Here is a 25,284-nt window from a genome sequence, read left to right on the forward strand (position 1 = left end):
TTCATTCCTCCTCCATGGATTGAACTGTTAATGCCTGTCTGATTGGTGTTAACTGGATCTTCTCTCGAATGACCTGGATCAACATTTCCGTATTCATTTCGTCCATCAAGCGGGGAAAACGTCCAAGAAAGGGTATGCCGCAATAACGTTCAATCAGCTCCGCGTTAGTTGTGATGCTGGAGTCGTTATAAATCTCGTCAGATTCACCATCGTTCAGAATAAAACCTACGACCTTAATCCCATGCTGCTGCAGGTATGACACTGTAAGAAGTGTATGATTAATCGTACCTAGACCTGTTCGCGCAACGATCAGGGCCGGTGTTCGAAGCTCCGAGATCAAATCTACTACAAGAGAGTCTTCGGTCAGTGGAACAGCGACGCCGCCTGCCCCTTCAATGAGTATCGACTCGTATCGATTTGCCAGTGGCTGACCCGCACTGATTATTTCCTGTAGCGTAATTTCCACCCCATCCTGCTTGGCAGCTATCATCGGGGTCAGTGGAGCTTGGAACGTAAATGGCGCCACATGCTCGGCACGCTCATCAATTCCGGTGTATTGCAACAGGCGTTCTGCATCGGTTTCTCCACTGCCAAGAAGTGCACCCGATTGTACAGGCTTCCAGACGCCTATATTCCGTTTTTCAGCACGAAGCGCAGCAACAAGAGCCCCTGTAACAATTGTTTTCCCAACCCCTGTATCCGTACCTGTTACGAATAATCCGCGAAAACCATTCATGATTCCAAACCACCTTCGGTAACGTCAAAAATGGATTGCATCAAGATATCAATCATGGCTTCAAGCTCAGCCTCTGTGCTAGCAAGAGGAGGAATGAACACAACAACATTGCCAAGGGGTCTCGTAAGCATGCCAAGCTCTCTGGCCCGCTCCGTTACCCGAACGCCGATTCGTTCAGCCCAATCGTACGGTTCCCGAGTTGCTTTATCCCGTACAAGCTCAATTCCTAACATCAATCCCTTCTGCCTGATATCCCCGACGTGTGGAGAATCTTTAAGTACGGAGAGCTTCTGCTCAACAAAAGCCGCCTTTGCTCTTACACCTTCCACCAGGTTGCGCTCTTCAAATAGTTTCAAGTTAGCCAAAGCAACAGCGCAGCCGAGCGGATTACCTGTGAAGGAATGACCGTGGAAAAATGTCTTTTGCTCCTCATAATCGGCATAAAATGCGCTGTACACCTCATCTGTTGCCAGTGTCGCTGCCACAGGTAAGTAGCCGCCTGTAAGGCCTTTGCCTATCACCATCAAATCAGGTGACACTTCTTCGAGGTCACAAGCAAACATAGCACCTGTTCTACCGAAGCCTGTCGCCACCTCATCGGCTATGAACAGTACATCATATGTACGGCAAAGTGCTGCCATCTCGCGCAGACAGCCGTCTGGCATAATGAGGATGCCGCTAGCTCCTTGCACAATCGGCTCCACGATAATAGCCGCGATTTCATCTGCACTCGTTTCAAGTACATTGCGTAATGCGGTTAACGTAGCATCCATGGCTTCCCGCTCGCCATCCTCATGTCGATAAACGTAAGGATACGGAATGACATGAGTAGGAAACAGCATCGGACGGAACACATCATGGTACAACGGAATTGCACCGACACTTACCGCACCAATCGTATCTCCGTGATAGGCTTGATTCATCGTGATAAACTTCGTTTTACCGGTTTCTCCTCGGTTCTTCCAGTATTGAAACGCCATTTTCACTGCGATCTCGACACCGGTTGCTCCCGAATCAGAATAAAATACTTTATTTAATCCCTCTGGGGAAATCTCTACCAGTTTCTCAGCAAGTTCAATAGCTGGCACATTAGCCATTCCGAGTAACGTAGAATGTGCAACACGTTCCAACTGATCCGTTATGGCTTGGTTCAGCTCGGGTATGTTATGTCCGTGAACATTAAGCCAAACCGAGGAGAAGCCATCATAATAAGCACGTCCATGGACGTCATACAGCATGACGCCTTCGCCTCGTTCAATGATGAGAGGATCGGAGTTATTGTAATCTTTCATCTGCGTAAAAGGGTTCCATAAATGGGCCTTATTTATAGCTGCAAGCCGTTCATAATGTGTCACAAGATATCACCTTCCGTTAGATTATTTCAATTGTTAACCAAAATATTTTATAAGGTTAACAATTGAATGTTGACATCTTATCAGACAAAAACTTTCCTGTAAAGAGAATCATTTCAGAGTTAGAACCCTCACCCTCCACTCTGTCTCCGCGGATTGAACCCGAAATTCCGCTTCGTATAAGGTTTTGCCTAATACAGAAAAAACACGCCTGCTTCGGCGTGTTTGGTCTAAAGTACATATAAAAAAACAAAAAAACGGCATCTCTGCCGTTTGTGTTTAAGCTATTGTTAGAGATAACGGGAATAATCGCTAGCAGCGATCTGTTTTCCCTGAATTAAACCTTAACCTCATTACATCTTTCCAGTAAAAGTTGAATTTGGCGCTCCAGCCACGTTCCTAATAGCGGATGTGGAAGCAGCGTCTCACCACTATATACGTAATCCAGTTCCTTCAGTCGGCCCGGGATCACCTTCATGGTGAAATAACCGGCACTCAAAAACAGCGGCGCCACAATAACCCGGCTCCCCCGCTCTTCACTCCAGTATTTCGCCTTATCGTACACACTATCCGGATTTAGCAGCGCATAATCGGTATGAGCAACACCGCTGACTTCCTGCACCCGCTGTGCGAGTGAAGAAATGCCCGCTTCCCATCGCTGACGGAATCCATCGTGAATACTCCCATGTCCGATTAACAGGATCGTCTCCTGTTCTGGTTGCTGCGACAGGGCCTTTACCTTGTCCCAGACCATGACCGCAATATCCGGGTCGTTATCCACAGGATAGCCGAAGTGGACTTGTGCTTTCACCTCGAATGGTTCAAGATCCGTCTCACGCTCCGGAGCGTCTTTGGCACCGATGGCATACTCGATCTCATCCACATGTGTACTACCAGATGAAACAAACAGAGGTACAACCAATAAATCGGTTACGCCCTGTGCTTCCAGTCGGTTGATACCGTCCTGGATCAGACGTCCTTCCACAAGTTCAAGAAACCCGGCTTCAACGGGCAAGGGTTCAGGCAGATTCAACCGGGAGACCGCGTCATCGACGGATTCTACCCAGGTTTTCTCCTGAGAACCGTGACTAATGATGAGTACACCCGGTTTCTTCATCCTTAACGTCCCAGGCGTTCCAGCGTCATTTTATAACCGTCATTACCGTAGTTCAGGCAGCGTTTTACACGAGAGATCGTGGCTGTACTTGCACCTGTCTCAGCTTCAATCTGGTTATAGGTATTTCCTTTGCCAAGCATACGTGCTACTTCCAGTCGCTGGGACATGGATTGAATCTCGTTTACCGTGCAGAGGTCATCAAAAAACACATAACACTCTTCAATATCTTTCAGAGTTAGAATAGCCTCAAATAATTGTTCAATGCTTTTATCATTTAGCTTTTTCAGCTGCATTTCATCATCATCCCCTAGCGGTTACTGTGTACCTTCATTGTACCCAGCCTGAGTTGGTATTTCAAGCGTTAACGATTTCACGCACTACAGAATAAAAATACATGTTACCGCTTTCATATAGCATTAATGTCCTCCCTGCGCGTACAATCCCCCTCTATCTCACGATTTATCCCATTTTTCACCGTATATTTCCGATTAATTATGTAGGAATTATCTCGTTTAAAATGTGACAAATTTGTGTCCGATCTATATAATTCCACTGCGAAGCTATCATCCTCTCCTGCGCCCAAATCCGCAAATATCCCGTTTTGCGGGATACTCGCCTACGCCGTCTCTCCGCTAATGACATACAGTATAGCAAAAGGGAGTTCCAACTCAGTCTGTTATGCACGTCCAGTCGCTGAAGGAACGCAATTCCGAAATCCAACATAGAAGGAACGTGATAGTTCATGCCACAGCATTATTATCACCGTCAGCCCGCTCCACGGCAGCGTCCGTCTTCCCATACGCAACGGCAGGCCCATACTTCTGCCTATATGCCGCCACGGGCATTGAATGAGGCACAGGTTCAGCCCATGTATCCTGGTGTAGAACCTTATTATCCTCCCCAATTCCAAGAGGTTGAAGCATCCGGACTTGTACCTTATAGTCCAGGTGGTCCGGGGGGACCTGGTGGAAACTTTTTCGGCGGGGGAGCTCCTGTTGCTTCCCCTGTTCCGGTGGAAACGCCTGCGTCTTCCTCAGGCTTTTCCCTGGCCAATCTCGGGGAATTAAAAGGAATGATCGACCGTTTTGGTGGAATCGACGGCATCGTGAACGGAATCGGCAAAATGCAAAAGGTCGTTGGTGGCTTCCAGCAGATGGCCCCAATGATGAAGCTGGTGATGGGGATTCTGCCTTTTGGAAAAGGAAAAAAAGGTAGCAGTCTTGCGGATAAAGATTATGAAGAGTATTCGCCACCTCGCTCACGCAAACGTCGTAAAAAAACGACCTCTGCTCCGCGCAAACGGAACACGAGTAGTAAAACGGGCCGGAATAAATCCAATACCACCAAACGTCGTCCCAAAAAAAGCAAAAAGCTCTAACACTTTTCCCAGGCGCCCTCTTACATAAGGGGGTGCCTTAATCCACTTCCATCTTCTTTCTCTTCAATCCACTCAATCGTTCATATAAGAGAATATTCATTACCAATTTCTTAGGAACCTATGTTCTTATTCCCGTGAATTGAGGTATACTGAGTTTATAGATAAAGGAGGCGGACTATGGAACTATTTAAAGACAAATATACTCCCGCATTAATCGACCGGACAGGAGAATGGTTACACCAATTCTACCCGGAGTTGGACAAGCAACAGTTTCATGAACTTGTATTTGCCGAAGGCTGGGGAGAGCTGGAATTCAAAGGTCGTATCCGCCGCATTACGTCGGCATTGACCGAAGTTCTGCCTGACAACTATGAAGAGGCATTACACGTGATTGAGCAGGCAGCACCACAGATGCGAGGGGTCGAGTATCTGTTCGTTCCCGATTTTATTGAAGTCAACGGACTTGCGCCGGAAAACTACGAACTATCCATGAAGTACTTGACCCTCTTCACACCTTATTCCAGTTCCGAGTTCGCGGTACGCCCGTTTATTGAACGCTACCCGATCGAAACGATGAAACGCATGATGGAATGGACGGCAAGTCCCAATGAACATATACGCAGGCTTGCCAGTGAAGGCAGCCGTCCACGTCTTCCATGGGGTTCCAAACTTCGGGGATTCATCACCGATCCAACACCAGTACTTCCCATTCTGCATGAATTGAAGCAGGACGAGTCCCTGTATGTCCGGAAAAGTGTAGCCAATCACCTGAACGACATCTCGAAAGACCATCCAGAACTGGTCCTGGATTTGGCCTCAAGCTGGTACGGACAACATGATCATACGGACTGGATCGTTCGTCATGCAAGCCGCTCATTGCTGAAAAAGGGGCATCCGAAGGCGCTGAGTCTCTTTGGTTATGTCGAGCAGGATGCGACACATATCGAGCATCTTCAGCTTGCAAGAGATACCGTTGCCATCGGGGAAGATCTTCATTTTTCCTTTAATGTCGTTAATGAAAGTGGTCAGTCACAGATGCTGCGGATCGAATATGAGATCGGATATATGAAAGCAAATGGCAAGCAGGCACCCAAGCGGTTCAAGTGCTCTGACAAAACTTTCCCTACCGGGAGAACCAAGGTTGCAACGAAGCAATCGTTCAAAGTCATTACGACGAGAAAGCATTATGCCGGTTTGCATACGCTAACGATTGTCGTTAATGGACAACCTACCGCTACAGCCACATTTGTATTGGAGCAAACAGAGTAACCTAATTCGAATGGAGCCATCCAACTTATTATGAAAACGTAGCAGGGTTCATTTCATGATAAGAATCTCATGTTAAAATTCAGCTCATGGAATCCATTCCTTGAGAAATTCCCCAAGGCATCTTCAGTACTCTTCAGTACTGAAGATGCCTTTTACTTTTTCCACCCTGTTCGTAACAGCCAAATTCCCTCAAATAAAGTTATGCACATGATGCTTCTTCATTTATTTTATCCACATGTGGACATCTATTCCGAAAATGAATCTATATGTACTCCTATTTGCCCTCTTATACACATCATACACAGGCTAAAGAAGCGATCTGTGCAGATCGCTAACTCTTCACTTGCTATAGTTTCTATTCTTCCTTACTTAAACCAGCCCCGCTTCACAAACCAGGCCACCATGCTTCCGCCCAGAACAAACATCAACAGCAGTACAGCTCCATACCCAAACTTCCATTGCAGCTCAGGCATATAAGCAAAGTTCATGCCATAGATCCCCGCGATCAGCGTCAATGGCATAAAGACTGTTGTAATCACGGTGAGGGTCTTCATAATCTGGTTCATACGGTTGGAATTCAGCGAAATGTAACTGTCGCGCAGGTCTGCCGTCATTTCCCGATCAGCTTCAATCATGTCTGTCAGCTTCAACAAATGGTCATAGATATCGGTAAAATATACGGTATGCTCCCCTGTTCGCTGCACATGCTGAGAATTGACTACCCGATAGAGCAGATCCCGCATGGGTACTACCGTCCGTCTAAGCTTCAGCAATCGACTGCGCAAGTCGAACACTTGATTCATCAGGTCTTCCACCGACTCCCTGCCGCCCCGGTTCTCCAGTTCAGCCAGCTCATCCTCAATGGTAAACAGAGACGGGAAATAATGATCGACCAGCTTGTCCATCACTGTATATGCCGCTGCCACCGGGCCCCGGGCCCAGATGGTTCGTTCGTGCGCATGATGCAGCAACCTCTCCCAAGCTTCATCGACTTCCTCCAGTGCCCCGTGATGAAAGGATACCAGGAAGTTCGCACCCAGAAACAGGTCCACCTCTTCCGCTTCCAATGTGTTCGGATTCAGTGCATGCAGCACGAGAAACTGTAAATTGTCATAATAATCGAGCTTGGGTCGCTGCAATACATGCATACAATCCTCAATAGCTAATGGATGAAAATGAAAATATGTATCCAGCAACTGGCTTTCCTCTTCGGAAGGCTGATTGAAATCTGCCCATACCCAGGCGTAATCCTGCAGATTCAGCTGTGTAAGCGGTACATTTACAGATACCTGATGATCCCGTGAGATGGCGAGTGTACGAATCATAAATTAGACCACGTCCTTGTCTTGTATCCTTTACGTTATTGTACAACTTTAACCATTGAACCGTCTCCTGCAACAGCCCATTATACACACGTTATCCTGCAAACGCGACAACAAAAAAAGCCAACCCTGTTGGCTTCTCTCATTTCCCTATCCACAGTCTCCTGTATCCACAGGAATATCTTCTTTTGGTTTATCATTCCACGGATGGCTATCCACATATCCAGCCTGTCCACACGTTCATGCACAGGCGTCTCTTCTTTTTGGTTGTATAATTGTCCACATATCCCGATATTCACAATGTTATGAACAGTTTGTCTGAAACCCAGAATTAGTCCAGGAACACTTTTTCGAATTAGAAAATGATCCAGTACAACAATCCTGCCAGCGCCCCGGTAATCGGAATCGTAATGAACCACGTAATAATGATACGTCCAGCTAGTCCCCATTTAACGGCTGAGAAACGTTTCGCGGAACCAACACCCAGAATGGCAGATGTGATAGCGTGAGTTGTACTCACCGGCAGGTGGAGCAACGTTGCCGAGAAAATAACAGATGCGGCTGATAGATCAGCTGCAAACCCGTTAATCGGTTCAATTTTGAAAATTTTGGTTCCCATCGTTTTGATGATTTTCCAACCACCGATGGAAGTACCGAGAGCCATCGCTGTTGCCGCAGAGATTTTAACCCACAACGGAACATCCAGATGATCCTGTACGCCTGCTGCGACCAATGCAAAGGTAATGATCCCCATTGCCTTCTGCGCATCATTGGTACCGTGCGTAAACGCCTGGAGCGCTGCTGTGAAAATCTGTACCGTACGGAAACCTTTGTTCACGTTATGCGGACTGCGTTTGGCAAAAATATATTTGAGAATGGTCATGACCACATAACCAATGGCAAATGCGATCAGAGGTGATAATAACAATCCTCCGACGATGTCAATAAATCCACTCCATTTGACTTTATCAGCCCCTGCGCCAACAAGTACAGCACCAGCAAGAGCACCAATCAGTGCATGCGAGGATGAAGAAGGAATTCCAAACCACCATGTAACGAGATTCCAGATAATCGCGGCGATCAAGGTGACTATGACGACCTCAATCCCGTTATCCAGCTTGGTGGGGTCTGTTACACTCCCCCCGATCGTCTTCGCTACTCCAGTAAACATCATGGCACCGACAAAGTTCATCACGGCAGCCATAAGGATTGCCCGGCGAGGAGTCAGTGCTCGTGTCGAGACCGAAGTTGCAATGGCATTCGCCGTATCGTGGAATCCGTTGATGAAGTCAAACGCCAGTGCAAGGAAGACGACTATACCCAATACCCAAATCGTTGTTTCCATTATTCTCTGGCTCCTTAAGAATTACGCATGATGATGGATTCGAGCACATTCGCTACGTGTTCACAAGCATCCGTCGTCGTCTCAAGACGTTCGTAAATTTCTTTGCGTTTGATCAGTTCAATCGGATCAGGCACAGTAGCGAAAAGGTTCTTGATACAGTTGCGCAGCACTTCGTCGCCCTGGTTTTCCAGATCGTTCAGACGAATCGTGTACTCGCGGATCGCCAGCAATTTTTTCTGAGACAGCAAATGAATGGCCTTCTGAATTTCGTAAGCCGATTGGCGCAAAATTTCAGCGAATTGAACGATATATTCGTCCGGGTCAGTCAGTTGGTACATATAGAAACGGGAAGCTGTTGCTTCGAGTCCGTCCAATACGTCATCAAGTGTCGTTGTCAGTTCCATAATATCATCGCGTTCGATCGGCGTGATAAATGTCTTGTTGAGCTCTGTAATGATGGTATGAACATAATCATCACACTGGGACTCGTACTTCTTCATTTCATTGGCAAAAAGAGTCACATCCTGAAGGTTGGAAACATGTTGGGAGAAATAATCAGCCGCTTGCACGACCGTATCTGCCATGTTCTCTAGTGTCTCAAAAAATATATCCTTCTTCTTCTTAAGCTTCATAGCTCTATCCCCTTTACGAGAAATTGCCGATAACCGATGAAACATGAAATGACAACCTTTGATATCTTATCATAAATGTTTCACGGTTTGTACATAAGGCATGATCCTTTTTTATATTCTTATCACATAAATCTGAAATGAATCTTAATTATTTGGAATGGCTGGAAAAATGATGATGAAATTTTACACTGCGTTTACATTTCTCTTCAAAATGGATTAATTTTCAATTTCGATGTGCCCCGCAAAGTCAGGCTGATTCGGAACGATACTGATAAAAGTCTTGCCAGGAACAAGCGCAACTTCGGACCCATTTTGCACAAATCGAATAATATCACCCGTTTTTTTGATCCACTGGCCTCGAACCATCTTGCCTTTTTGAAACAGCATGGCTTCACCGCCCTGTTCCAAATTAACGGAAAGTCTGCCCACATTGTCGAGCACCTTGTGATCCGCACCCGCTACAATAATATTTGCCGCTCCAATTGGATTGCCATTATCCAGATCCTGATCTGCCTTTCCGTTCACCAATCTCATATATCGTCCGCTAACTTCATCATAATCATACGTGACCCGGTAACTCTCCAATAAATAATGAATATCGAACTGCTTGGCCAACTCTCCAGCAGACGTGGCACCTTCTTCGTTATACGTATATATTGGAGACTTAAAGTCGTGACTATAGCCTTTGGTATCCGCGCCTTCTCTCAGCTTGTCCGCCGACGTATATAGATTGTGCGGTGCTTTACGATCCGAGGAACGCCAGAAATAAGGGCCGCTATTCGATATCTCATCCATATGCTGTTTCTGCTGCTTTTGTAAAATGGAATAGGCATCCGGGCTGCCACCCGCATGAACCAATACACCATCGTAACTCTCACCAAGCTCGATCAGATACGGACGGATACTGCGCACAGGTCCAACCGTATCTGCCCCGCCTTCACTTTGGAAGATGGCAATAAAACGGGTAATACCTCCCTCAGCGAGCACTTCAATAATAATATCTGCTGCACTCAGACCGGATTGGGGCCGCGCTGCAGGAGCATTGTTAATCATAACCGCCAGTGGACGACGCGTAATTGCTTCATCAACAGGCAGACCCGTCAGCGGTGCTGTGTAGAGCGACATGGCAGGTTCTTCCGTCTCTTGTTCTTCCTGTATGGGTGTAGGAACGGACTCCGGCTTTGGAATCTGGACCATCTCCTTATTCTGGCAAGCGACCAGACTCAGGGCCAGAATAAGCAGCGACGCCGCTGACGTCGTTTTGTTCCATTTCAATTGCTTCAATATATGTACCTCCTGGACGATATGGTTGAAATCTAGGCTGTAGTTGCTCTTATGTAAATGACCATTTCACGTATTTCTTTCCATTTAATCACACACAGCACCATTTGTCTTCGATAAGGAGAGCATTTTCTACCCTTCATTTCACGTTTGAAACTTGAGGCAGACTGAAAAATATGTCCTAAATGTGAACTTCTCAAACCTTACTTAAAATTTGAACTAGATTGTGATTTTAATCACAAACAGAATGACTTTTGAACTATACAATAAAGACATCAAAGGTGATCACTTAGAAAAACAAAAAAACAACACACACTAAATTCCATGAAGGAGTGGTTTATATGTTCAGCTTCAACCAATGGCTTAGAGAAAACAAAGTGGCAATGTGGATTTTGACAGTACTTCGGGTGTATATCGGTTACGACTGGATGACACATGGCTGGGGCAAATTAACAGGAGGATTCCAAGCTGGCGGATTCCTTGCAGGCGCTGTAGGAAAAGCAACGGGTGAAAACCCAACCGTTCAAGCTTGGTGGGGAACATTCCTTGAGAACTTCGCGGTACCAAATGCAGGACTGTTCGACTTCATCATCCCGCTGGGTGAATTCCTTGTAGGTCTGGGTCTCATTCTTGGATGCTTTACAACACTTGCAGCACTGATGGCGATGGTCATGAACTTCGCGTTCCTCTTCTCGGGAACAGTAAGCACGAATGCTCAATTAGTTCTGATGGAAATCTTCCTTGTAGTCGCTGGTGCGAACGCTGGTAAAATCGGTTTGGATCATTGGGTAATGCCTTACCTTCGCGGATTGTTCACTCGCAACAAAGGAAGTCAGCCTAAAGACACACCAACGATAAACCATACGCACAAAACAGCCTAAATCGTAAATAGACATTTCCGGTCCTGCTCCCCTCCCCCTGGAGAGCAGGACTTTTTTGTTTTTTTATATATGCTTGTAGGTCATCTGACTTGCCCATCGACAGAAACACGTATTATGATGAACATATCGATCGACTACAATTAAAGGAGTACATGACATGCCAACCCAGCGCCGTCTTGAGACCGATGCCGACTTCCAGGAAGCTATGGAAATGAAGCATAAAGTCCGTGTTTTCAAAGATAATCACCAGATTGATTCCGGTGGCGTCATTATCCGTTTTGACAGTAATACCGTTGTGGTTCAGTCCAGTGTAAGTGAACTGGCATATCACTCGCGTACAGCATGTGAGCTTTTCGAGATTCGCAAGTGATTATACTACATTGCAGAATGCTCAAGTTATAGAAAAAGGTTCCTGAGGCCCATTACGCTGGCCGCAGAAACCTTTTTTGGTTCAGCTCATTCATAACCTAAGTCTGGCTGGTCGATGAACTAGGTATTATTTGCAAAGTAAAACTCAAAGACTTGTTCACATACTCTTGTCTGTTCCAAGTTATACGCCGTCACCAAACTGCCAGCAGTTTAAACTGAGCGTACCGTAAGGATACGACTGGAATAGACGTTTTGCAGATCGTGACATATCAGCCGTACCCATGGCATAAAACAAAGGCGCAATGTGCTCCGTTCCATAAGATGGAACTGCCGTGCGGGCATGAGGCGCTTTTTTGTCATATTGAAACAGCTCTCTCGTATTCCACTGCTCCAGCCGCTCGCCAATCCAGTTATCGAACTCCACTGCCCAGTCTTGCGGTTCATCATTACTGCCAAGCATGCGCAAGTTATGAACCGTTCCGCCGCTGCCAATGATCAGCACATTATCATGACGCAGCTGCTCCAGCATCCGCCCAATATCATACTGTTCCTGCGGGGAACGCAGCGAATCGACAGATACCGCAATAACAGGAATATTGGCCTCTGGATACATGTGTAACAGCGGTACCCATACCCCGTGATCCAATCCCCGACCTCGAACCGGTTGATTTGGAAGATTACTACGGGTGAACAGAGCGCAGATCTCATTCGCAAGGTCTGGCTGACCAGGCGCAGAGTAATTCATTGTATACATATTAGAGGGAAATCCGTAAAAATCATGCAAGGTCTGATGTGTATCATCCATTGTCACGGACGGTTCGGGACGATCCCAATGCGCCGTAAATACAACAATGGCTTTCGGAGCCGGCAGCCTGTCTCCAAGCTGGTTCAAAAATTGAGTGTAGTCATTGCTCTCCACCGCCAGAGCGGGAGAACCATGCGCAATGAATAGTGCGGGTAATGTCATTGCTGCCAACCTCCAGACACGGATAGGATGCTTACCCTTCTATTTTACTCCGAAGAAGGCGCTTTTCCAAGCTAACATCCCAATCAGATGCAATCTGGACGCGCATGTTGCCTTATGGACCAATCCATGTTGGATATTGAATGTTCCAGCCTAACGATAAAGAATGATACTTAACCTCTCTTAGATCATCCAGTGCTGCCAATCTTGTTCGATCTTCTGACGTTCTCCCAGCCATTCTCTCGTACGCGTAATTAGCTGTTCACGCTCTTTACCAGAAGAGAAGGTATGATCGCCCTGGAAAATAATCTCCTTGTCGCAGCGGCCTTCCTGGCGCATCCAGAATACCTTTTGATATAGGAATGCGTAATCGACAGGAATGATCTCATCCGACGTGCCGTGCACCACCAGAACATCCCCGTTAAATTTAACGGCTTCCTGGAATGGCTGATGTTCAGCCAGTGATTCAAAAAATGCTGGTGTAAACTTGTAGCCGAGATAATCAGCAGACCCCAGTTTCACCCCTTCATCGTATACATCACGTCCCGTAATTTTCACAATATCATTGAACGGATATCCCACGGAAGACCACATAACAAGATTCTTGACACGTTTGTCCCGAACAGCAGTCAGCAGAGCAACAGCTCCACCCAGACTATGACCGATGAGCGTTACACGGGTTGGATCTACATCACTGCAGTTTACCGCATAGTCCAGCACAGAACGTGTTTGGGTAATCATGGATTCAAGTCCTTCAGCTCCGTACTCACCACTGCTCTCCCCGCAGCCGATGTAATCGAAGCGCAGCACCAAATACCCATCTTCGGCCAGCTCACGGGCGGTCTTCACAAACAAACGATCTACACCGATCCGACTTCCTACGAATCCATGGCAGATGACAGCAAGAGGCACGCGCTGTTGGTGATTTCCCTCCTTGATGTCTTTGACGACCGGATAATGAATCGTGGCTGTTAATTCTTCCTGCCCATGACGAATACTGATCTGACGCTCCATGCCCATTTCCCCTTTCCATTCTTCCCTGCTCATGTTCATTTTGTTAATTATATATAAATCCGATAAGTTTAATGTGTATTAAGATGATATTAGTATATTATCATCCTGTGAACCTCAAGTCAACGTGAAGGAACGTCCATTTCCAGACGTACCCTGTCTACATTTTATCGACAATTTCGCAAAAAAAATGAGCCAAGCTGACACCAGCTGACTCGAGTCATTCCTAATAATTGAAGCCACTACTCATAACTGCGACGGAACATCTCATGGGTCTCCACTCGACCTTGCCATTCATGTTCATGAGCCGAATTCGAATTCCCCCAGAAGCTCCCTGATTGAAAGGTTCCTTGTGAATACTCTTCCGCATACTCAGCATCCTCCAACGTCTCATCCATTGGCACAACCTCATCCGTTACTCCACGGGAGTTGCTGTTCAGCAGCAGCTTCCTTGTTAATTGTTCCGTTTGTTGATCCATTCCTGCCACACTCCTATCCCTGGTTTCTGTTGGAAATGCTACTATTGTGGTGGAATCGGCTGTACTTTATTCATTCTTCACACAATCGTTAGAACTGGACGATCCCTTACGCATATTAACGGCTAACCACGGAGAACCTAAGCCATATATCATAGCCAACATTTACCTCCGATTCCTTCTGGCGAAAGGGTTGAATTCATGGAACACATCTTGGAATGGATTCGTAGTCACGGAAAACTGGTGCTGTTATGCACCTGTGTCATTCTGGCCTGCGCAGGGCTATGGTCGAATCGTAAACAGTTGTTTTATAAGGAATGACTTTGCGAAACGAGAGCCCTTCCCGTATACTAAAATACCGTCAGGGTCTCCAGATTCACCGGGGATCAGAACGTGTGTAGACAGGGGGAGCAATCATTGGGGATTTCCTATAAGAAGTTGAAAGAAATACAGAATCGGCAAATGACCGAAATGAGTAAAATGACACCGGAACATGTAAAACTGTTCGATCAGATCAGCACCATTGCGCGTCAATCACCTGCAGATGAGAGAACACAGGAAGAATGGATTCTCTCGGCTGGAAGAGCCATCGTACAAGCTCAGCGTGACGGTAATCCAGCTCGCGAATTATATGGACCTGATCTGGAACAACATATCTATTCACAACTAGGAGTAGCAGACAATAATCCGGCCGCAACTGCTGGTGAATCAAATATGGACTCATCCAGAGCTTCAAGTACGGCCGTACGGGGCTCCGGAAGCAAATCCAATAAAACCAGTACGTCATCCAAGAAGACAGCAGCAGTTGAAGCCGAACCTGTGGAGACTCCGGATCAAGTGAAACGGACGCCCAAATGGTACTTCATGATCTCCTGGGCAGCTTTGTCTTTTGTCATGCTGATTCAAGGTGCGGTTGGGCTATTTATTGGCTGGACCGGTGGAGATACGGAACCATTTAGCCATATCAGCCTGTTCTCCTTGATCGTTGCGGCGGTTGGGGGTATTGCACTGGTTGAAATGCTTCGTCGCCTTGCTGAGCGTCCAGATGATCAGGGAGCAGACAAGACTGCCAAGCCACAGGTCAATCTTCGCGGAATCGTCATCTATATCGTTATCGTTGTGCTTGTCTTATTTGTAGGATATCCGCTGCGTGACAGCCTTCCTGTATTTACGCTGTCTCCGTGGATTAGTCTCGTAATCGGGATTGTGGGATTAGCTACGTTGAGACCACTATTCGGACAAAAGAAAGCGTAAGGATGCTGATGTCCTGTGTGGGGCAGCAGCATTGGGCATATCGTACAGTTATGTAATATGTGCGAAGATGAATTACGAGTGAAGTACGACAATTCGGTGATGAGATAGAATATCGAATGTCAAAAAAGGGGCCTTAATGGCCCCTAGCTAGCTGTTGAGAAGTTCTCGACAGCTATTTTTTATTTACAGACGTATAGGAAACCTCATAATGCTTTTTATCTAGCATAGGTAAAGGTAATCACTTACCACAACTCATAAGTAACCTTATATTACGGCCAGTAGCTCGTTTGAAACTGAATCCATATCCGAAAGGATGACCTTGTCATACTTCATATAGATGATCCACAGGGCCCGTAGAGTCTTTCTCCATTTTGAGCTGAATGCGATGCTTGATCTCCTTGCCCGGGGTCTCTCCGAATTCTCGTTTATACATCCGGATAAAGTAGTTCACTTCCATACCAACCGTCTCCGCGGCCTCTCTTACACTTGCGAGTGGGTGTTTGTCCAACCAATCGGAAGCTTTCTGCAAACGCAATCGCTGCATGTACTGATGCCCCGTCATCCCATGTCTCTGGTGAAATAATCGGTTCAGGTGCTGCACCGAATAACCAACGGCTTCAGCTATATGCTTCAACAGCAGATCATCCTGGTAGTGTGTATGCATCAGCGACACTGCTCGAGTGAATGCTTCATTTGCCGATTCCGACTCGCGCTCAGAACGTGTTAACGACCTACTTCTTGCTTCTCGCTCTTCTGTCGCATCATGAAGCGGGAAGATGGACTGTGAAATATCCAGAATAAGCTGATAGATGATTGTTGAACTGTTCCACATTTCACTCATCCCATCGTCCAGCGAGTGCCAGATGTCCGTCACTCGTGACCAGAACTGTTCAAATTCGGACAAGCGCCGTGGCCCCATGGGCAACAATCCCGCCGACCGAAGCACCGCCCCCGCCGCCTCTCCACCAATGCCAATATATCCAAGCTCCCCGTGTGTTTTGGAATGCGGAATATACTCATGGGCCACCCCCGGTTCGATCACGAACAGTTCACCTGCCGATACTGTCCATGCTCCTTCACCTGGAACCTTAAATTCCCCTTTGCCGCTGCGTAATAAAAAAAGCTGATACACCGGAAATCCATCCGGTCTAAAATGAACTTTCTCTTCTTGTGTTCCCACACAATACAGATACAGAGGTAACCGGGAATCCGGCAAGCCGGTCAAGCGAAATGCAAGCATCCCATCATTCCTTTCGGATCATGCTCTTCTTTCTCCTATTATCCATCGGTTTACCCACTTGCAGCAATGGCCAAAGGAACCTTTTTGGTGGCAGATTTACAAGTGGAGTATGTGTGATTCACAAAACTTCATTGCGGTGACACAACATTTTAAGATCACAATAAAAAAACTCCCCTTCTCATTTGGAAAGGGAGCTTATTTGATACAATTTATTATTATTTAATTTTGATTTTAAGTCTGTGGAGATGTAGTACCAGATTGATTCGAATTGGAAGATCCAGTATTTGTGTCTGTCGTTTGAGATGAATCTGGAGCAGAAGTTACAGGCGCAACTGGCGCATCTAATTTAACTGTAGCCGAAGGACCATAAAGCGAACTTGTATACAAGGAATTATCACTAGATACTGACAGGATATATATTTTGTATTCTGCTCCAATTTCAATTGCCTTCCCATTAGAATCCAACGTATCTTTGGTCAAGTTAATTTCTCCAGCTGAAACTTGTTTAAAACTAATATTCTGGGTTGCCTGAGCTACAACAAAGTCATCTTGGGCTCTTACTACAAAAAGTCGATATTGGGCTATCCCTTTTTCGTCTGCCGCTTTATTGAAAGTAACCTTGATGCCTGCATCCGCAGCAGTGCTATTATTCTCAATTTTAGTGATGATCCCTGTTTGGACAGGTGCGGCTGGAGCAAGGATACTGAATTCGTTGGAAGCTGAGGACAGATTGGAAGCACGAGAACTGCTGTCCGATACGGATAACACAAAGACTCGATAGTTCTGCCCTATAACAAGTGACTTATTATTAATATCCCGGTGACCATTATTCAAAACGACAGGATTTGAAGCATCATTTTTGTTGATATCAATATTATAAGAAATTCCAAGTGCAGAAGAAACACTAAAACCACTCACTTGATTTGCTGGTACTATAAAAGCTTTGTAACCCGAAATCCCATTCTCACTGGAAGGCTTGCTGAAGCTTATAGATACATCCGAAGCATCTCCCGCTTGCCCCTGTTTTTTCACAGTTGCACTTACATTACTCGCTGCGACTACAGCCGTATTGGAAGATAATGTGATCACTCCCGAGCCTGAAGACAGTGCATTGGCAAGAGAGCCGTTATTATTCACTGCCATTACATACAGACGATAACCCACACCATTCACAATAGCACTGCCATCTACCGTTTTCGTATTACTTGTAAGATTAACAGTTTGGTTGTTTCCGTTTTTGCTTACATACGTATAATACGCACTGCTAACTGAGTTCGCAGATGTCAGATTAAAGCTCGTATTTGTCGATTTCACCACAAACACACGATAATGATTCACATTCGTCTCATTCGTTGAACGATTGAAAGTCACACGCAGATCACTACCATTGCCGTTATCCCCAATATCCGTTGCCACCACATTGCTCGGTGCAGTCACAGCTGCATTGGCAGTCAGCGTAATCTGTGAAGAATAAGATGATAGAGCATTCTGGCTGGAGTTCCCACTTGTGCTTACCGACAGGACAAACACGCGATAGTTATTGTTATTGGAAACTGTGTAACCGTTGGTATCCACCATATAATTAGGGAGGGTAAATGACTGATTTCCACCCGTCTTGTTCACCTGATAATAATTGTTCGATGCGTTAGCCGCGCTCAGTGTGAAGCTGCCTGCATTGCCGGAACGGACAACATATACACGATACGCAGAAACATTGGATTCATCCGAAGCTCTATTAAACGAAACCCGGAGATCGCGTCCATCGCCATAGTCACTCACATCAGCAACCCCAATATTGCTTGCGACTCCAGCATTACTATTCGTTGTCAGTCTCAACAGCGTCGACGAGGAAGACAGCGCATTGGTATATCCATTCTGCTGGTTGCCTACAGCCATAACATAGATTCGATAATCTTGCAGATTCGTTACGTTATAACCACTTGTGTCCTTCATGGAGGATGGCAGTGTTGTTGTAATGTTGTTGCCTGTTTTGTTCACGTTATAGTACAAGCTGGAAGACAGATTGCTCGCCGTAGTCAGATTAAAGCTGCTGGATACCGAGTTCCGCACTACGAAAATTCGATAATTAGCAACTTTGGATTCATCGGATGAACGGTTGAAGCTCACCTGAATGTCACGACCGTCTCCATAATCCGAATTATCTCTCACTGATGTGATAACTGGTGCCGTTGCTGTGTTTACGCCCAGCGTGAGCGAAGAGGATACTGTGGACAGTTTATTGTCTGCAGTTGCCGCATTCGAGCTCACGGATACAATGTAGACGACATAAGATGTGCCGTTTTTGATCAATTCCCCCGATGTGTCACGCGTCGAGGAACTTAGCTGGGTTTTAACCGCTGTGCTGTTGCCTTTGTAGATAATGGTTGAATTAGAGCTGGACACATTGTTGGCCGTAGTCAGGTTGAATGAAGAAGCGTCTTTCGCCTTGACTACAAAAGCACGGTAATACGTAATATTGGATGTTGTACTCGGCTGTGTGAAGTTAATTTCCAGGTCACGTCCATCGCCATAGTCACTGATATCTGCGATCTTCAGACCTGTGACAGGCTGCACCGTTGTTTTCACATTGTTTAATTTCAAGGACTGGGAAGACCACGCCAGCTGATTTTTGTAGCTGTTGTTGCTGTTCCCCACCGTAAGTACATATAGACGATAGGTTTCACTTGTATTTAACAAATCCCCGTTCACGTCGCGTGTCTGAGCGTTCAGCGTTAATCTTGGATCAGTACCATTTGGAGAAATGGATGTATAATTGCTGGATGGAACGACTGATGCCGCAGACTCATTGAAGCTGTTCACATCTCTTGTTTTCACGAGCATTACACGATATTGGGATACAGCCTTCTCAGACGTCGGACGCGTGAAGCTTACAGTTAGGTCACGTCCATCCCCATTACTCCCGGATACAGAACCATAAATGTTCCATGCTGCATATTTCGTATCATCCACAGGAGGAGTGGACGTTGTTTTGATATCTACCCGCTGATTGCGGGAATTCCAGAATACTTTCTCCCCAAAAGCTTCACTGACAAAACGAATCGGAACCATCGTATTTCCTTTGATGGTATTTGCAGGTACATCTAGCGCTACCGCTTCTCCGTTGATGTAAGCCGTTTTGGAACCCAGCGTCAGCGATACTTCTTGGTCACCCCGGTTCGCCGTGATCGTTTTGGTTTTGTTGGTGTACTGTACAGTGGCATCTAATCCTTCAAAAATGGACCGCAACGGAACCAGTACACGTCCACCTTTCATGACAGGTGCCTGTGCGGACGAAAGCTCCGCATCGTTGATATATATACTAATTCTCGCAGCTGCATCCATAACCGACGTTGGTAGTGCAGACATCAACATAGCCGATACGGCCAGTGCTGACATCACCTTTTTCACTTGACGTCCTCCCGCTTTCTTCATATCCAATATCCCCATTCTCTTCATTGTTTGAGTTAAAATGTGATCTTTTTTTGAATTTCAATTTATTCCTGTAATTTCCTGTGCACATCTAAGACGTATGAACATGAGTAAAAGTTTCCAATCCCACAAAAAATATTTTCGCAGAAATGTCCTTGCACCATCTACCCTCCAAAGGTTAAAAATAACAGAAGAATTTGTCATTATTCCGCAACAACATCCTTCCTAAATTCGTTTAAGGTATAGTGAATAACAACCTATTATTTTTAAAATTACGGGAGGTTCACACAGATGACATCATCGTATTTATCTGGACAACGCAAAGGGGTACGATTCTATATCACAGTCCTTACCCTTGCTGCAATTTTTACAGGAACCGCAGCTACATCTGGAGCTGCTACTGCCGCACCTTCAAGCCCGGATACCAAAGTAACCACCAGCAGTTCAACCGCCATATATAAAACATTTCAGTCCATGCTCAAAAAAAAGAACGGCTTACCCGCCGCTGACACCTTTCTGGAATCCAATATCAAAAAAGTAACAAAGCATCACGCTACCCTGATGGTGCTTCAATTGGAGAATGCACGCCTGAAGGCTCTAACCTCCATGACGGACCGCTTGCTCGTTCCTAACATTCAGGACAAGATGCTCAAGGCATACCAAACGAACGACAGCTTCACCAAACTCATGGGGCGTACCCAGGACTCCGATCTGCGTGTACTGTTAAAAGAAGCCCGTGACAGCGGTTATCGCCTCGTCATGCTCGAAGGCTCCCTCTATCCCATTATGAATTATGCGGCACTCGTGAAATATACCTCTGATATTACAGAAGATATCTCAAGCTACATCATGATCATGACGAAGGAAACGAAAAACTTGCCAGCGGATGACGGTGCTCTGGTCATTGGCTATCAGGAAATTCTCCTTCGGGCACTCAGCCAGGAAAGATTCCTGGAGCTGCATCCGAAATCGAATCGTGCCAAGCAGGTGCAAGATCTGTTGAACAGTTATACGCTGTATACCTTTTATGGGCTGAACAATACACCGCTGTTTGATTATGACACGAACAAAATGGTTGCGAACGCCCAAAGAGGATACAACGGCGTCTTACAGCGTCTTGCATCCGTCGATAGTGAATTCCTCACCAAGCTGGGTGCCTTTATGGATGTCGTTAAGGAAGCGAGATATGAGAAAACAGCTGTGGTGGAGAAATGGCTGGAACAGAATGTTCCGACCGGGGCGTATGCCGGCTATTAAATAATTCATGATATTAATCACCTAAAGCACTTAAAGAACACAAAGAAAACCGACATAGGATTCGCTCCCATGTCGGTTTTCTTTGTGGTTCTATCGATGAATTGAATCTCCTATACCAGGCCGGTTCAGATGCAAGAACTACAAAATTGGCTTGACCATATGGTTATACTCATGTCCAGCAATGACAATCACTTCATCCTTGATATAACCTTGGCGTTCGTACAACATCAAGGCCCGCCCATTGTCACGTTCAACAATGAGGGATACCTGGGAGTGTCCCAGTTCCCTACCCTGCTGCTCAAAAGCAGCCATCAATGCCTTGCCGATACCCTGCCCCTGATACGCTTCGCTTACGGATAGAGTATCCAGATAATACTCCCCGGGACGGGTTTCTTTGACCAACGTATATTTCTCATCTGTACTCCGACCAGGCCGATCCAGAATCGGCTGATCCAGACGATCTGCTTCACCGCCATCATATGCCACCAGTATTCCAGCGACCTGTTCGTTCTGCTCCATTACCGTTATATTGCGATAACTGATCCGATTGTCTTCCTGCACGTAAAATTGCTGCAATATCTGCATCGCTTTCTCATGCTCACCTTCACCCGCCAGAGCATAGGCAATATCACCAATCGCCTGATAAAGCAGAGGAATGACTTGTGCCGCATCTTCTATGCGAGCAGGTCTCAACAGAGGCTGCGCCTCACTACGGTCCGACTTCACATTGGATTGATTCATCAGATTAACATGTTGAACAGATTGAGATTTTTGTTCAGTTCGGTATACGCGAGACCTTTACGATTCATACGTTCAATCAGCGGCTGGTAGTCTTCCTTGTACATCAACTCGATGCCCACCAAGGCAGGTCCATTTTCCTTATCATGCTTCTTCGTATATTCAAAACGGGCAATGTCGTCATTGGGTCCCAATACTTCCACAAGGAATTCACGCAAAGCTCCCGCACGTTGTGGGAAATTGACCATGAAATAATATTTCAAACCTTCGTAGATCAACGAACGTTCTTTGATTTCCTGCATCCGATCGATATCATTGTTGCCGCCGCTAATCACACAGACAACCGTCTTGCCCGCAATTTGTTCGCGATACTGCTCGAGTGCAGCAACCGCCAGAGAACCGGCAGGCTCCACAACAATCGCATTTTCATTATATAGCTCCAAAATGGTGGTGCAGGCTTTGCCTTCAGGCACCTTCAGGATGTCATCCAACGTGCCGCTACAGATGTCGAAGGTCAGATCACCGACGCGTTTTACCGCAGCACCATCCACGAATTTATCAATATCATCCAACGTCACAACCTGCTTGCGGAACATCGCCTCACTCATGGAAGCCGCGCCAAGTGGTTCTACGCCAATAATGCGGGTTTCCGGGCTAACCGTCTTCATGTAAGTTCCAACACCAGCAGCCAGACCGCCGCCACCAATAGTTACGAAAACATAATCCGCTTTTTCATCCAAACTCTCCATGATTTCCATCGCCACGGTACCATTACCTGCAATGATCTTCGGTTGATCGAACGGATGGATAAACGTCATGCCCTGTTCATTACACGCACGCATAGCTTCTTCATAAGCATCGTCATACGTATCACCTGTCAGCACCACTTCAACATTATCTCCACCAAATCGACGGACCTGTTTCACCTTCTGGTTTGGAGTTGTGCTCGGCATGAAGATTTTGCCGTGGATGCTAAGCGCATTACAGGAAAAAGCAACTCCCTGCGCATGGTTACCCGCGCTCGCGCAGACAATGCCTTTCTCCAGTTCAGCTGGAGTCAGACTACGAATCATGTTGTATGCTCCACGAATTTTAAACGAACGGACTACCTGTAGGTCTTCCCGTTTAAGATACACATTACAGTTATATTTGGCCGACAATACAGCATCCCGCTGCAATGGCGTTCTTACAATGACTTCACGCAGTACATGATGTGCGCGCACGATATCTTCCATGCCAACACCGGTACGGCCGGAATTGGCAGTTCCCGTTGGTTCTTGTTCCACTGGTTTCATCTCTTATCCACACTCCGCTTATCTTGGTTGGCAATGCAAGCATTGCTTTTTCTTTTTATTGTATCACTTTTGTTCTGTTCTTGCGCCTGAGCTCGCATCAATTACCATTCGCAATATTTCATCAACAATGACCTGTGGATCTGTAAACATGACCATATGGCTGGATCGATCGGCTCCGATCCATTTTGCATTCGTTAAAGTACTCACAGTCCGGCGATGTGCCTCGATAATAGCAGGTCTTATTTTACGTTCTCCCATGCCTGTTTTCGTGCCTGATATAATGCTAACCTCCAGATCACCAAGATCGAGAGGAGTAATCAGCAAGGAAGCCAAGTCAGTCAGAAAAGGGTTCGACTCTGCAACCATTGTCTTAGCCGCCCGTACAGTGAAATCCTCGGAACGGTGATCCCTGACAACATCGTCAGGCTGTACACTTCCAGGTCTGCTGCCTAATAATCTGTACAATCCTGTACGTGCCATGAGTGGAATTAGGAGACTGTTTAAGCCAAAATTGAATTTGGCTGCTTTGGAAAAGTACAATTGGCAATGCTCGTCTGAAGGATCAACCAGGATGATTCCCCTTAATCTTGATAGGTTTGAGGCCGCAGCCGCTCGTACAATCGGGCCTCCCCAACTGTGCCCTACCAATATGAACGGACCAGACCCCAATGCAGTCAGCAGATCGTCCAGGTCTTCTGCTATTCTACGGAGATTGCGCGCAGACGAATCGACTTCACTTCGCCCTGTCCCCGACCTATCGTACACGACAGCCCGTGCATGTTCAGCAACAGCAGGTGCTACCAGCCCCCAAGTCGATCGTGAGAAGCCCATACCGGACTCAAATACAACGGTCAGATCGCCTGTTCCTCTGGACATATAATGTAGTTTGCGACCATCCCGGGTCTGAATAAATGCACTTGAACCAAAAGAATGTGAGCTATGGTTAGGCTTCATCTTCCCCTCCTGATTACACGCATAGTCATAACAAACCGAATCTAATTGAAAATGATTATCAATTACTTGATTATAGATTATTCCACACTTTAGGACAAGGCATAGGTCTTTAAGACCAACAAAATCATTGTCACACCATGTCTAAAGTAATATAATTACATTGAAATCATATATTTACTTTAGGAGGAATAATTTGTGAAGAAAAAGTTTATTATCGCTTTATCAAGTTTTACACTTCTCGGTGGTATGGCTATCGGAGCAGGAGCCGCGCCTATCTTGGAGAAAATTACTGCCAATCTTAACTGGGGAATTAACTACAGCATTTCAGGTAAAACATGGAGTCCAGTAGATCAGAATGGTAAAAAACTAGCAGCAATTACATATAACAATACGACATATCTACCTGTTCGATCTGTAGGTGAAGCACTTGGGGTCGCCGTAGATTATAACAACAGTAGCCAGACCCTTATGCTTGGTGAGAAAACAGATACAACACCTATTACTTCCGAAAAAATTGAAGTGAAGCATGATTCCTTCGTAACAAAAGACAAACAATTTACAGTTCAAGACAAAGATTATCAATCTGGAGTAGTTATCAAAGAAGTTTTTTTAAGTCAAGAATTCACTTTAATTCCAGAAGGGAAATATCAAACGATAGAACTTTCTGTATTTCCCGTTAAAATGAATAATACCGTTAGTCTAAAAGTATTCGATGGAGATACCCTTCTTAAAGAGTTCGAAATAAATGCTTCTAGCGGAAAACAAACGGCTTCGTTTGATATCGGAGGAGTTAAAAAACTTAAATTTACTGCTGATCTACCAAATATAGGATTTGATTCACAGTCCGTTTTTGTAACTGGTAGCTACAAATAAATTATCAATGATACATCTAAGTTTGTATAGACTATAGCAATAAAAAAGAACACCATTACCTGTACGGTTAACGGTGTTCTTTTGCTATCAATAACATATTACCTCTGCATA

Annotated in this window: 23 protein-coding genes; 7 read left to right on the forward strand and 16 right to left on the reverse strand. The window is 45.8% G+C overall.

Annotated elements, in window-relative coordinates:
* Position 1: 1 nt before the first annotated feature.
* The 4 genes from bioD to ACR1R9_RS23505 form a co-directional block, all read right to left on the reverse strand.
* A complete protein-coding gene (bioD, locus tag ACR1R9_RS23490) occupies positions 2–736 on the reverse strand; it encodes a dethiobiotin synthase (RefSeq protein ID WP_433922539.1) in 735 nt (244 codons plus the stop codon).
* On the reverse strand, positions 733–2,091 hold the full coding sequence (bioA, locus tag ACR1R9_RS23495) for an adenosylmethionine--8-amino-7-oxononanoate transaminase (RefSeq protein ID WP_433922538.1): 1,359 nt from the start codon (positions 2,089–2,091) through the stop codon (positions 733–735). The genes bioD and bioA overlap by 4 nt, the downstream gene beginning before the upstream one ends.
* 334 nt (positions 2,092–2,425) lie before the next feature.
* Entirely contained in the window at positions 2,426–3,205 is a 780-nt protein-coding gene (locus ACR1R9_RS23500) for a sirohydrochlorin chelatase (protein WP_433922537.1), read from the reverse strand.
* A 2-nt stretch (positions 3,206–3,207) separates the two neighbouring features.
* Complete coding sequence (locus ACR1R9_RS23505; protein ID WP_017690665.1) at positions 3,208–3,498, reverse strand: YerC/YecD family TrpR-related protein; 291 nt, start codon at positions 3,496–3,498, stop codon at positions 3,208–3,210.
* Positions 3,499–3,947: 449 nt separating this feature from the next.
* On the opposite strand from ACR1R9_RS23505, the gene ACR1R9_RS23510 reads away from it, so the two are divergent.
* On the forward strand, positions 3,948–4,583 hold the full coding sequence (locus ACR1R9_RS23510) for a hypothetical protein (RefSeq protein ID WP_099858983.1): 636 nt from the start codon (positions 3,948–3,950) through the stop codon (positions 4,581–4,583).
* Between the two features lie 177 nt (positions 4,584–4,760).
* Positions 4,761–5,852 carry a DNA alkylation repair protein gene (locus ACR1R9_RS23515; protein ID WP_433922536.1) on the forward strand — a complete coding sequence of 364 codons (1,092 nt, stop codon included), beginning with the start codon at positions 4,761–4,763 and terminating at the stop codon, positions 5,850–5,852.
* A gap of 365 nt (positions 5,853–6,217) precedes the next feature.
* Here the strand turns inward: ACR1R9_RS23515 and corA are convergent, their stop codons facing one another.
* From corA to ACR1R9_RS23535, 4 genes are all read right to left on the reverse strand, one after another.
* Positions 6,218–7,177, reverse strand: coding sequence for a magnesium/cobalt transporter CorA (gene corA, locus ACR1R9_RS23520; protein ID WP_433922535.1), 960 nt, complete (start codon positions 7,175–7,177; stop codon positions 6,218–6,220).
* A gap of 352 nt (positions 7,178–7,529) precedes the next feature.
* A complete protein-coding gene (locus ACR1R9_RS23525; RefSeq protein WP_076291603.1) occupies positions 7,530–8,519 on the reverse strand; it encodes an inorganic phosphate transporter in 990 nt (329 codons plus the stop codon).
* 14 nt (positions 8,520–8,533) lie between these two features.
* Complete coding sequence (locus tag ACR1R9_RS23530) at positions 8,534–9,151, reverse strand: DUF47 domain-containing protein (RefSeq protein ID WP_062327047.1); 618 nt, start codon at positions 9,149–9,151, stop codon at positions 8,534–8,536.
* A gap of 216 nt (positions 9,152–9,367) precedes the next feature.
* A complete protein-coding gene (locus tag ACR1R9_RS23535; protein WP_433922534.1) occupies positions 9,368–10,435 on the reverse strand; it encodes a DUF3048 domain-containing protein in 1,068 nt (355 codons plus the stop codon).
* A gap of 338 nt (positions 10,436–10,773) precedes the next feature.
* On the opposite strand from ACR1R9_RS23535, the gene ACR1R9_RS23540 reads away from it, so the two are divergent.
* Both ACR1R9_RS23540 and ACR1R9_RS23545 read left to right on the forward strand, forming a co-directional pair.
* Positions 10,774–11,313 carry a DoxX family protein gene (locus ACR1R9_RS23540; protein WP_064642274.1) on the forward strand — a complete coding sequence of 180 codons (540 nt, stop codon included), beginning with the start codon at positions 10,774–10,776 and terminating at the stop codon, positions 11,311–11,313.
* Between the two features lie 157 nt (positions 11,314–11,470).
* Positions 11,471–11,683, forward strand: coding sequence for a hypothetical protein (locus ACR1R9_RS23545; protein ID WP_076291601.1), 213 nt, complete (start codon positions 11,471–11,473; stop codon positions 11,681–11,683).
* Positions 11,684–11,863: 180 nt separating this feature from the next.
* Here ACR1R9_RS23545 and ACR1R9_RS23550 read toward each other — a convergent pair whose 3' ends face one another.
* From ACR1R9_RS23550 to ACR1R9_RS23560, 3 genes are all read right to left on the reverse strand, one after another.
* Complete coding sequence (locus ACR1R9_RS23550; RefSeq protein ID WP_433922533.1) at positions 11,864–12,649, reverse strand: DODA-type extradiol aromatic ring-opening family dioxygenase; 786 nt, start codon at positions 12,647–12,649, stop codon at positions 11,864–11,866.
* 180 nt (positions 12,650–12,829) lie between these two features.
* Complete coding sequence (locus tag ACR1R9_RS23555) at positions 12,830–13,660, reverse strand: alpha/beta hydrolase (RefSeq protein WP_076291599.1); 831 nt, start codon at positions 13,658–13,660, stop codon at positions 12,830–12,832.
* 239 nt (positions 13,661–13,899) lie between these two features.
* Positions 13,900–14,136 (reverse strand): hypothetical protein, encoded by a 237-nt coding sequence (locus ACR1R9_RS23560; protein WP_076291598.1) that lies wholly within the window; start codon positions 14,134–14,136, stop codon positions 13,900–13,902.
* Between the two features lie 414 nt (positions 14,137–14,550).
* Here ACR1R9_RS23560 and ACR1R9_RS23565 point away from each other — a divergent pair, with 414 nt between their 5' ends.
* A complete protein-coding gene (locus ACR1R9_RS23565) occupies positions 14,551–15,387 on the forward strand; it encodes a hypothetical protein (protein WP_433922532.1) in 837 nt (278 codons plus the stop codon).
* A gap of 322 nt (positions 15,388–15,709) precedes the next feature.
* On the opposite strand, the gene ACR1R9_RS23570 is transcribed toward ACR1R9_RS23565, so the two are convergent.
* Both ACR1R9_RS23570 and ACR1R9_RS23575 read right to left on the reverse strand, forming a co-directional pair.
* Positions 15,710–16,627 (reverse strand): AraC family transcriptional regulator, encoded by a 918-nt coding sequence (locus ACR1R9_RS23570; RefSeq protein WP_433922531.1) that lies wholly within the window; start codon positions 16,625–16,627, stop codon positions 15,710–15,712.
* A gap of 231 nt (positions 16,628–16,858) precedes the next feature.
* A complete protein-coding gene (locus tag ACR1R9_RS23575; RefSeq protein ID WP_433922530.1) occupies positions 16,859–20,059 on the reverse strand; it encodes a stalk domain-containing protein in 3,201 nt (1,066 codons plus the stop codon).
* A 288-nt stretch (positions 20,060–20,347) separates the two neighbouring features.
* Here ACR1R9_RS23575 and ACR1R9_RS23580 point away from each other — a divergent pair, with 288 nt between their 5' ends.
* Positions 20,348–21,313 carry a hypothetical protein gene (locus ACR1R9_RS23580; RefSeq protein WP_433922529.1) on the forward strand — a complete coding sequence of 322 codons (966 nt, stop codon included), beginning with the start codon at positions 20,348–20,350 and terminating at the stop codon, positions 21,311–21,313.
* Between the two features lie 138 nt (positions 21,314–21,451).
* Here ACR1R9_RS23580 and ACR1R9_RS23585 read toward each other — a convergent pair whose 3' ends face one another.
* The 3 genes from ACR1R9_RS23585 to ACR1R9_RS23595 form a co-directional block, all read right to left on the reverse strand.
* Positions 21,452–22,054, reverse strand: coding sequence for a GNAT family N-acetyltransferase (locus tag ACR1R9_RS23585; RefSeq protein ID WP_433922528.1), 603 nt, complete (start codon positions 22,052–22,054; stop codon positions 21,452–21,454).
* Positions 22,054–23,346: a threonine ammonia-lyase IlvA gene (ilvA, locus tag ACR1R9_RS23590; RefSeq protein WP_076291595.1), complete on the reverse strand. Its 1,293-nt coding sequence runs from the start codon at positions 23,344–23,346 to the stop codon at positions 22,054–22,056. The genes ACR1R9_RS23585 and ilvA overlap by 1 nt, the downstream gene beginning before the upstream one ends.
* A 63-nt stretch (positions 23,347–23,409) precedes the next feature.
* Positions 23,410–24,300: an alpha/beta fold hydrolase gene (locus ACR1R9_RS23595; protein ID WP_076291594.1), complete on the reverse strand. Its 891-nt coding sequence runs from the start codon at positions 24,298–24,300 to the stop codon at positions 23,410–23,412.
* Positions 24,301–24,495: 195 nt separating this feature from the next.
* On the opposite strand from ACR1R9_RS23595, the gene ACR1R9_RS23600 reads away from it, so the two are divergent.
* On the forward strand, positions 24,496–25,173 hold the full coding sequence (locus ACR1R9_RS23600) for a stalk domain-containing protein (RefSeq protein ID WP_076291593.1): 678 nt from the start codon (positions 24,496–24,498) through the stop codon (positions 25,171–25,173).
* Positions 25,174–25,284 lie beyond the last annotated feature (111 nt).

The organism is Paenibacillus taichungensis (assembly GCF_050994985.1).
Classification (GTDB): Bacteria; Bacillota; Bacilli; order Paenibacillales; family Paenibacillaceae; genus Paenibacillus; species Paenibacillus taichungensis.

What these genes read in the sequence shown, in the direction of transcription:
- bioD (WP_433922539.1), bottom strand. Translation starts at nt 736, where the DNA reads ATGAATGGTTTTCGCGGATTATTCGTAACAGGTACGGATACAGGGGTT.
- ACR1R9_RS23500 (WP_433922537.1), bottom strand. Translation starts at nt 3,205, where the DNA reads ATGAAGAAACCGGGTGTACTCATCATTAGTCACGGTTCTCAGGAGAAA.
- ACR1R9_RS23505 (WP_017690665.1), bottom strand. Translation starts at nt 3,498, where the DNA reads ATGCAGCTGAAAAAGCTAAATGATAAAAGCATTGAACAATTATTTGAG.
- ACR1R9_RS23510 (WP_099858983.1), top strand. Translation starts at nt 3,948, where the DNA reads ATGCCACAGCATTATTATCACCGTCAGCCCGCTCCACGGCAGCGTCCG.
- ACR1R9_RS23515 (WP_433922536.1), top strand. Translation starts at nt 4,761, where the DNA reads ATGGAACTATTTAAAGACAAATATACTCCCGCATTAATCGACCGGACA.
- corA (WP_433922535.1), bottom strand. Translation starts at nt 7,177, where the DNA reads ATGATTCGTACACTCGCCATCTCACGGGATCATCAGGTATCTGTAAAT.
- ACR1R9_RS23525 (WP_076291603.1), bottom strand. Translation starts at nt 8,519, where the DNA reads ATGGAAACAACGATTTGGGTATTGGGTATAGTCGTCTTCCTTGCACTG.
- ACR1R9_RS23530 (WP_062327047.1), bottom strand. Translation starts at nt 9,151, where the DNA reads ATGAAGCTTAAGAAGAAGAAGGATATATTTTTTGAGACACTAGAGAAC.
- ACR1R9_RS23540 (WP_064642274.1), top strand. Translation starts at nt 10,774, where the DNA reads ATGTTCAGCTTCAACCAATGGCTTAGAGAAAACAAAGTGGCAATGTGG.
- ACR1R9_RS23545 (WP_076291601.1), top strand. Translation starts at nt 11,471, where the DNA reads ATGCCAACCCAGCGCCGTCTTGAGACCGATGCCGACTTCCAGGAAGCT.
- ACR1R9_RS23550 (WP_433922533.1), bottom strand. Translation starts at nt 12,649, where the DNA reads ATGACATTACCCGCACTATTCATTGCGCATGGTTCTCCCGCTCTGGCG.
- ACR1R9_RS23555 (WP_076291599.1), bottom strand. Translation starts at nt 13,660, where the DNA reads ATGGAGCGTCAGATCAGTATTCGTCATGGGCAGGAAGAATTAACAGCC.
- ACR1R9_RS23560 (WP_076291598.1), bottom strand. Translation starts at nt 14,136, where the DNA reads ATGGATCAACAAACGGAACAATTAACAAGGAAGCTGCTGCTGAACAGC.
- ACR1R9_RS23570 (WP_433922531.1), bottom strand. Translation starts at nt 16,627, where the DNA reads ATGCTTGCATTTCGCTTGACCGGCTTGCCGGATTCCCGGTTACCTCTG.
- ACR1R9_RS23575 (WP_433922530.1), bottom strand. Translation starts at nt 20,059, where the DNA reads ATGAAGAAAGCGGGAGGACGTCAAGTGAAAAAGGTGATGTCAGCACTG.
- ACR1R9_RS23580 (WP_433922529.1), top strand. Translation starts at nt 20,348, where the DNA reads ATGACATCATCGTATTTATCTGGACAACGCAAAGGGGTACGATTCTAT.
- ACR1R9_RS23585 (WP_433922528.1), bottom strand. Translation starts at nt 22,054, where the DNA reads ATGAATCAATCCAATGTGAAGTCGGACCGTAGTGAGGCGCAGCCTCTG.
- ilvA (WP_076291595.1), bottom strand. Translation starts at nt 23,346, where the DNA reads ATGAAACCAGTGGAACAAGAACCAACGGGAACTGCCAATTCCGGCCGT.
- ACR1R9_RS23595 (WP_076291594.1), bottom strand. Translation starts at nt 24,300, where the DNA reads ATGAAGCCTAACCATAGCTCACATTCTTTTGGTTCAAGTGCATTTATT.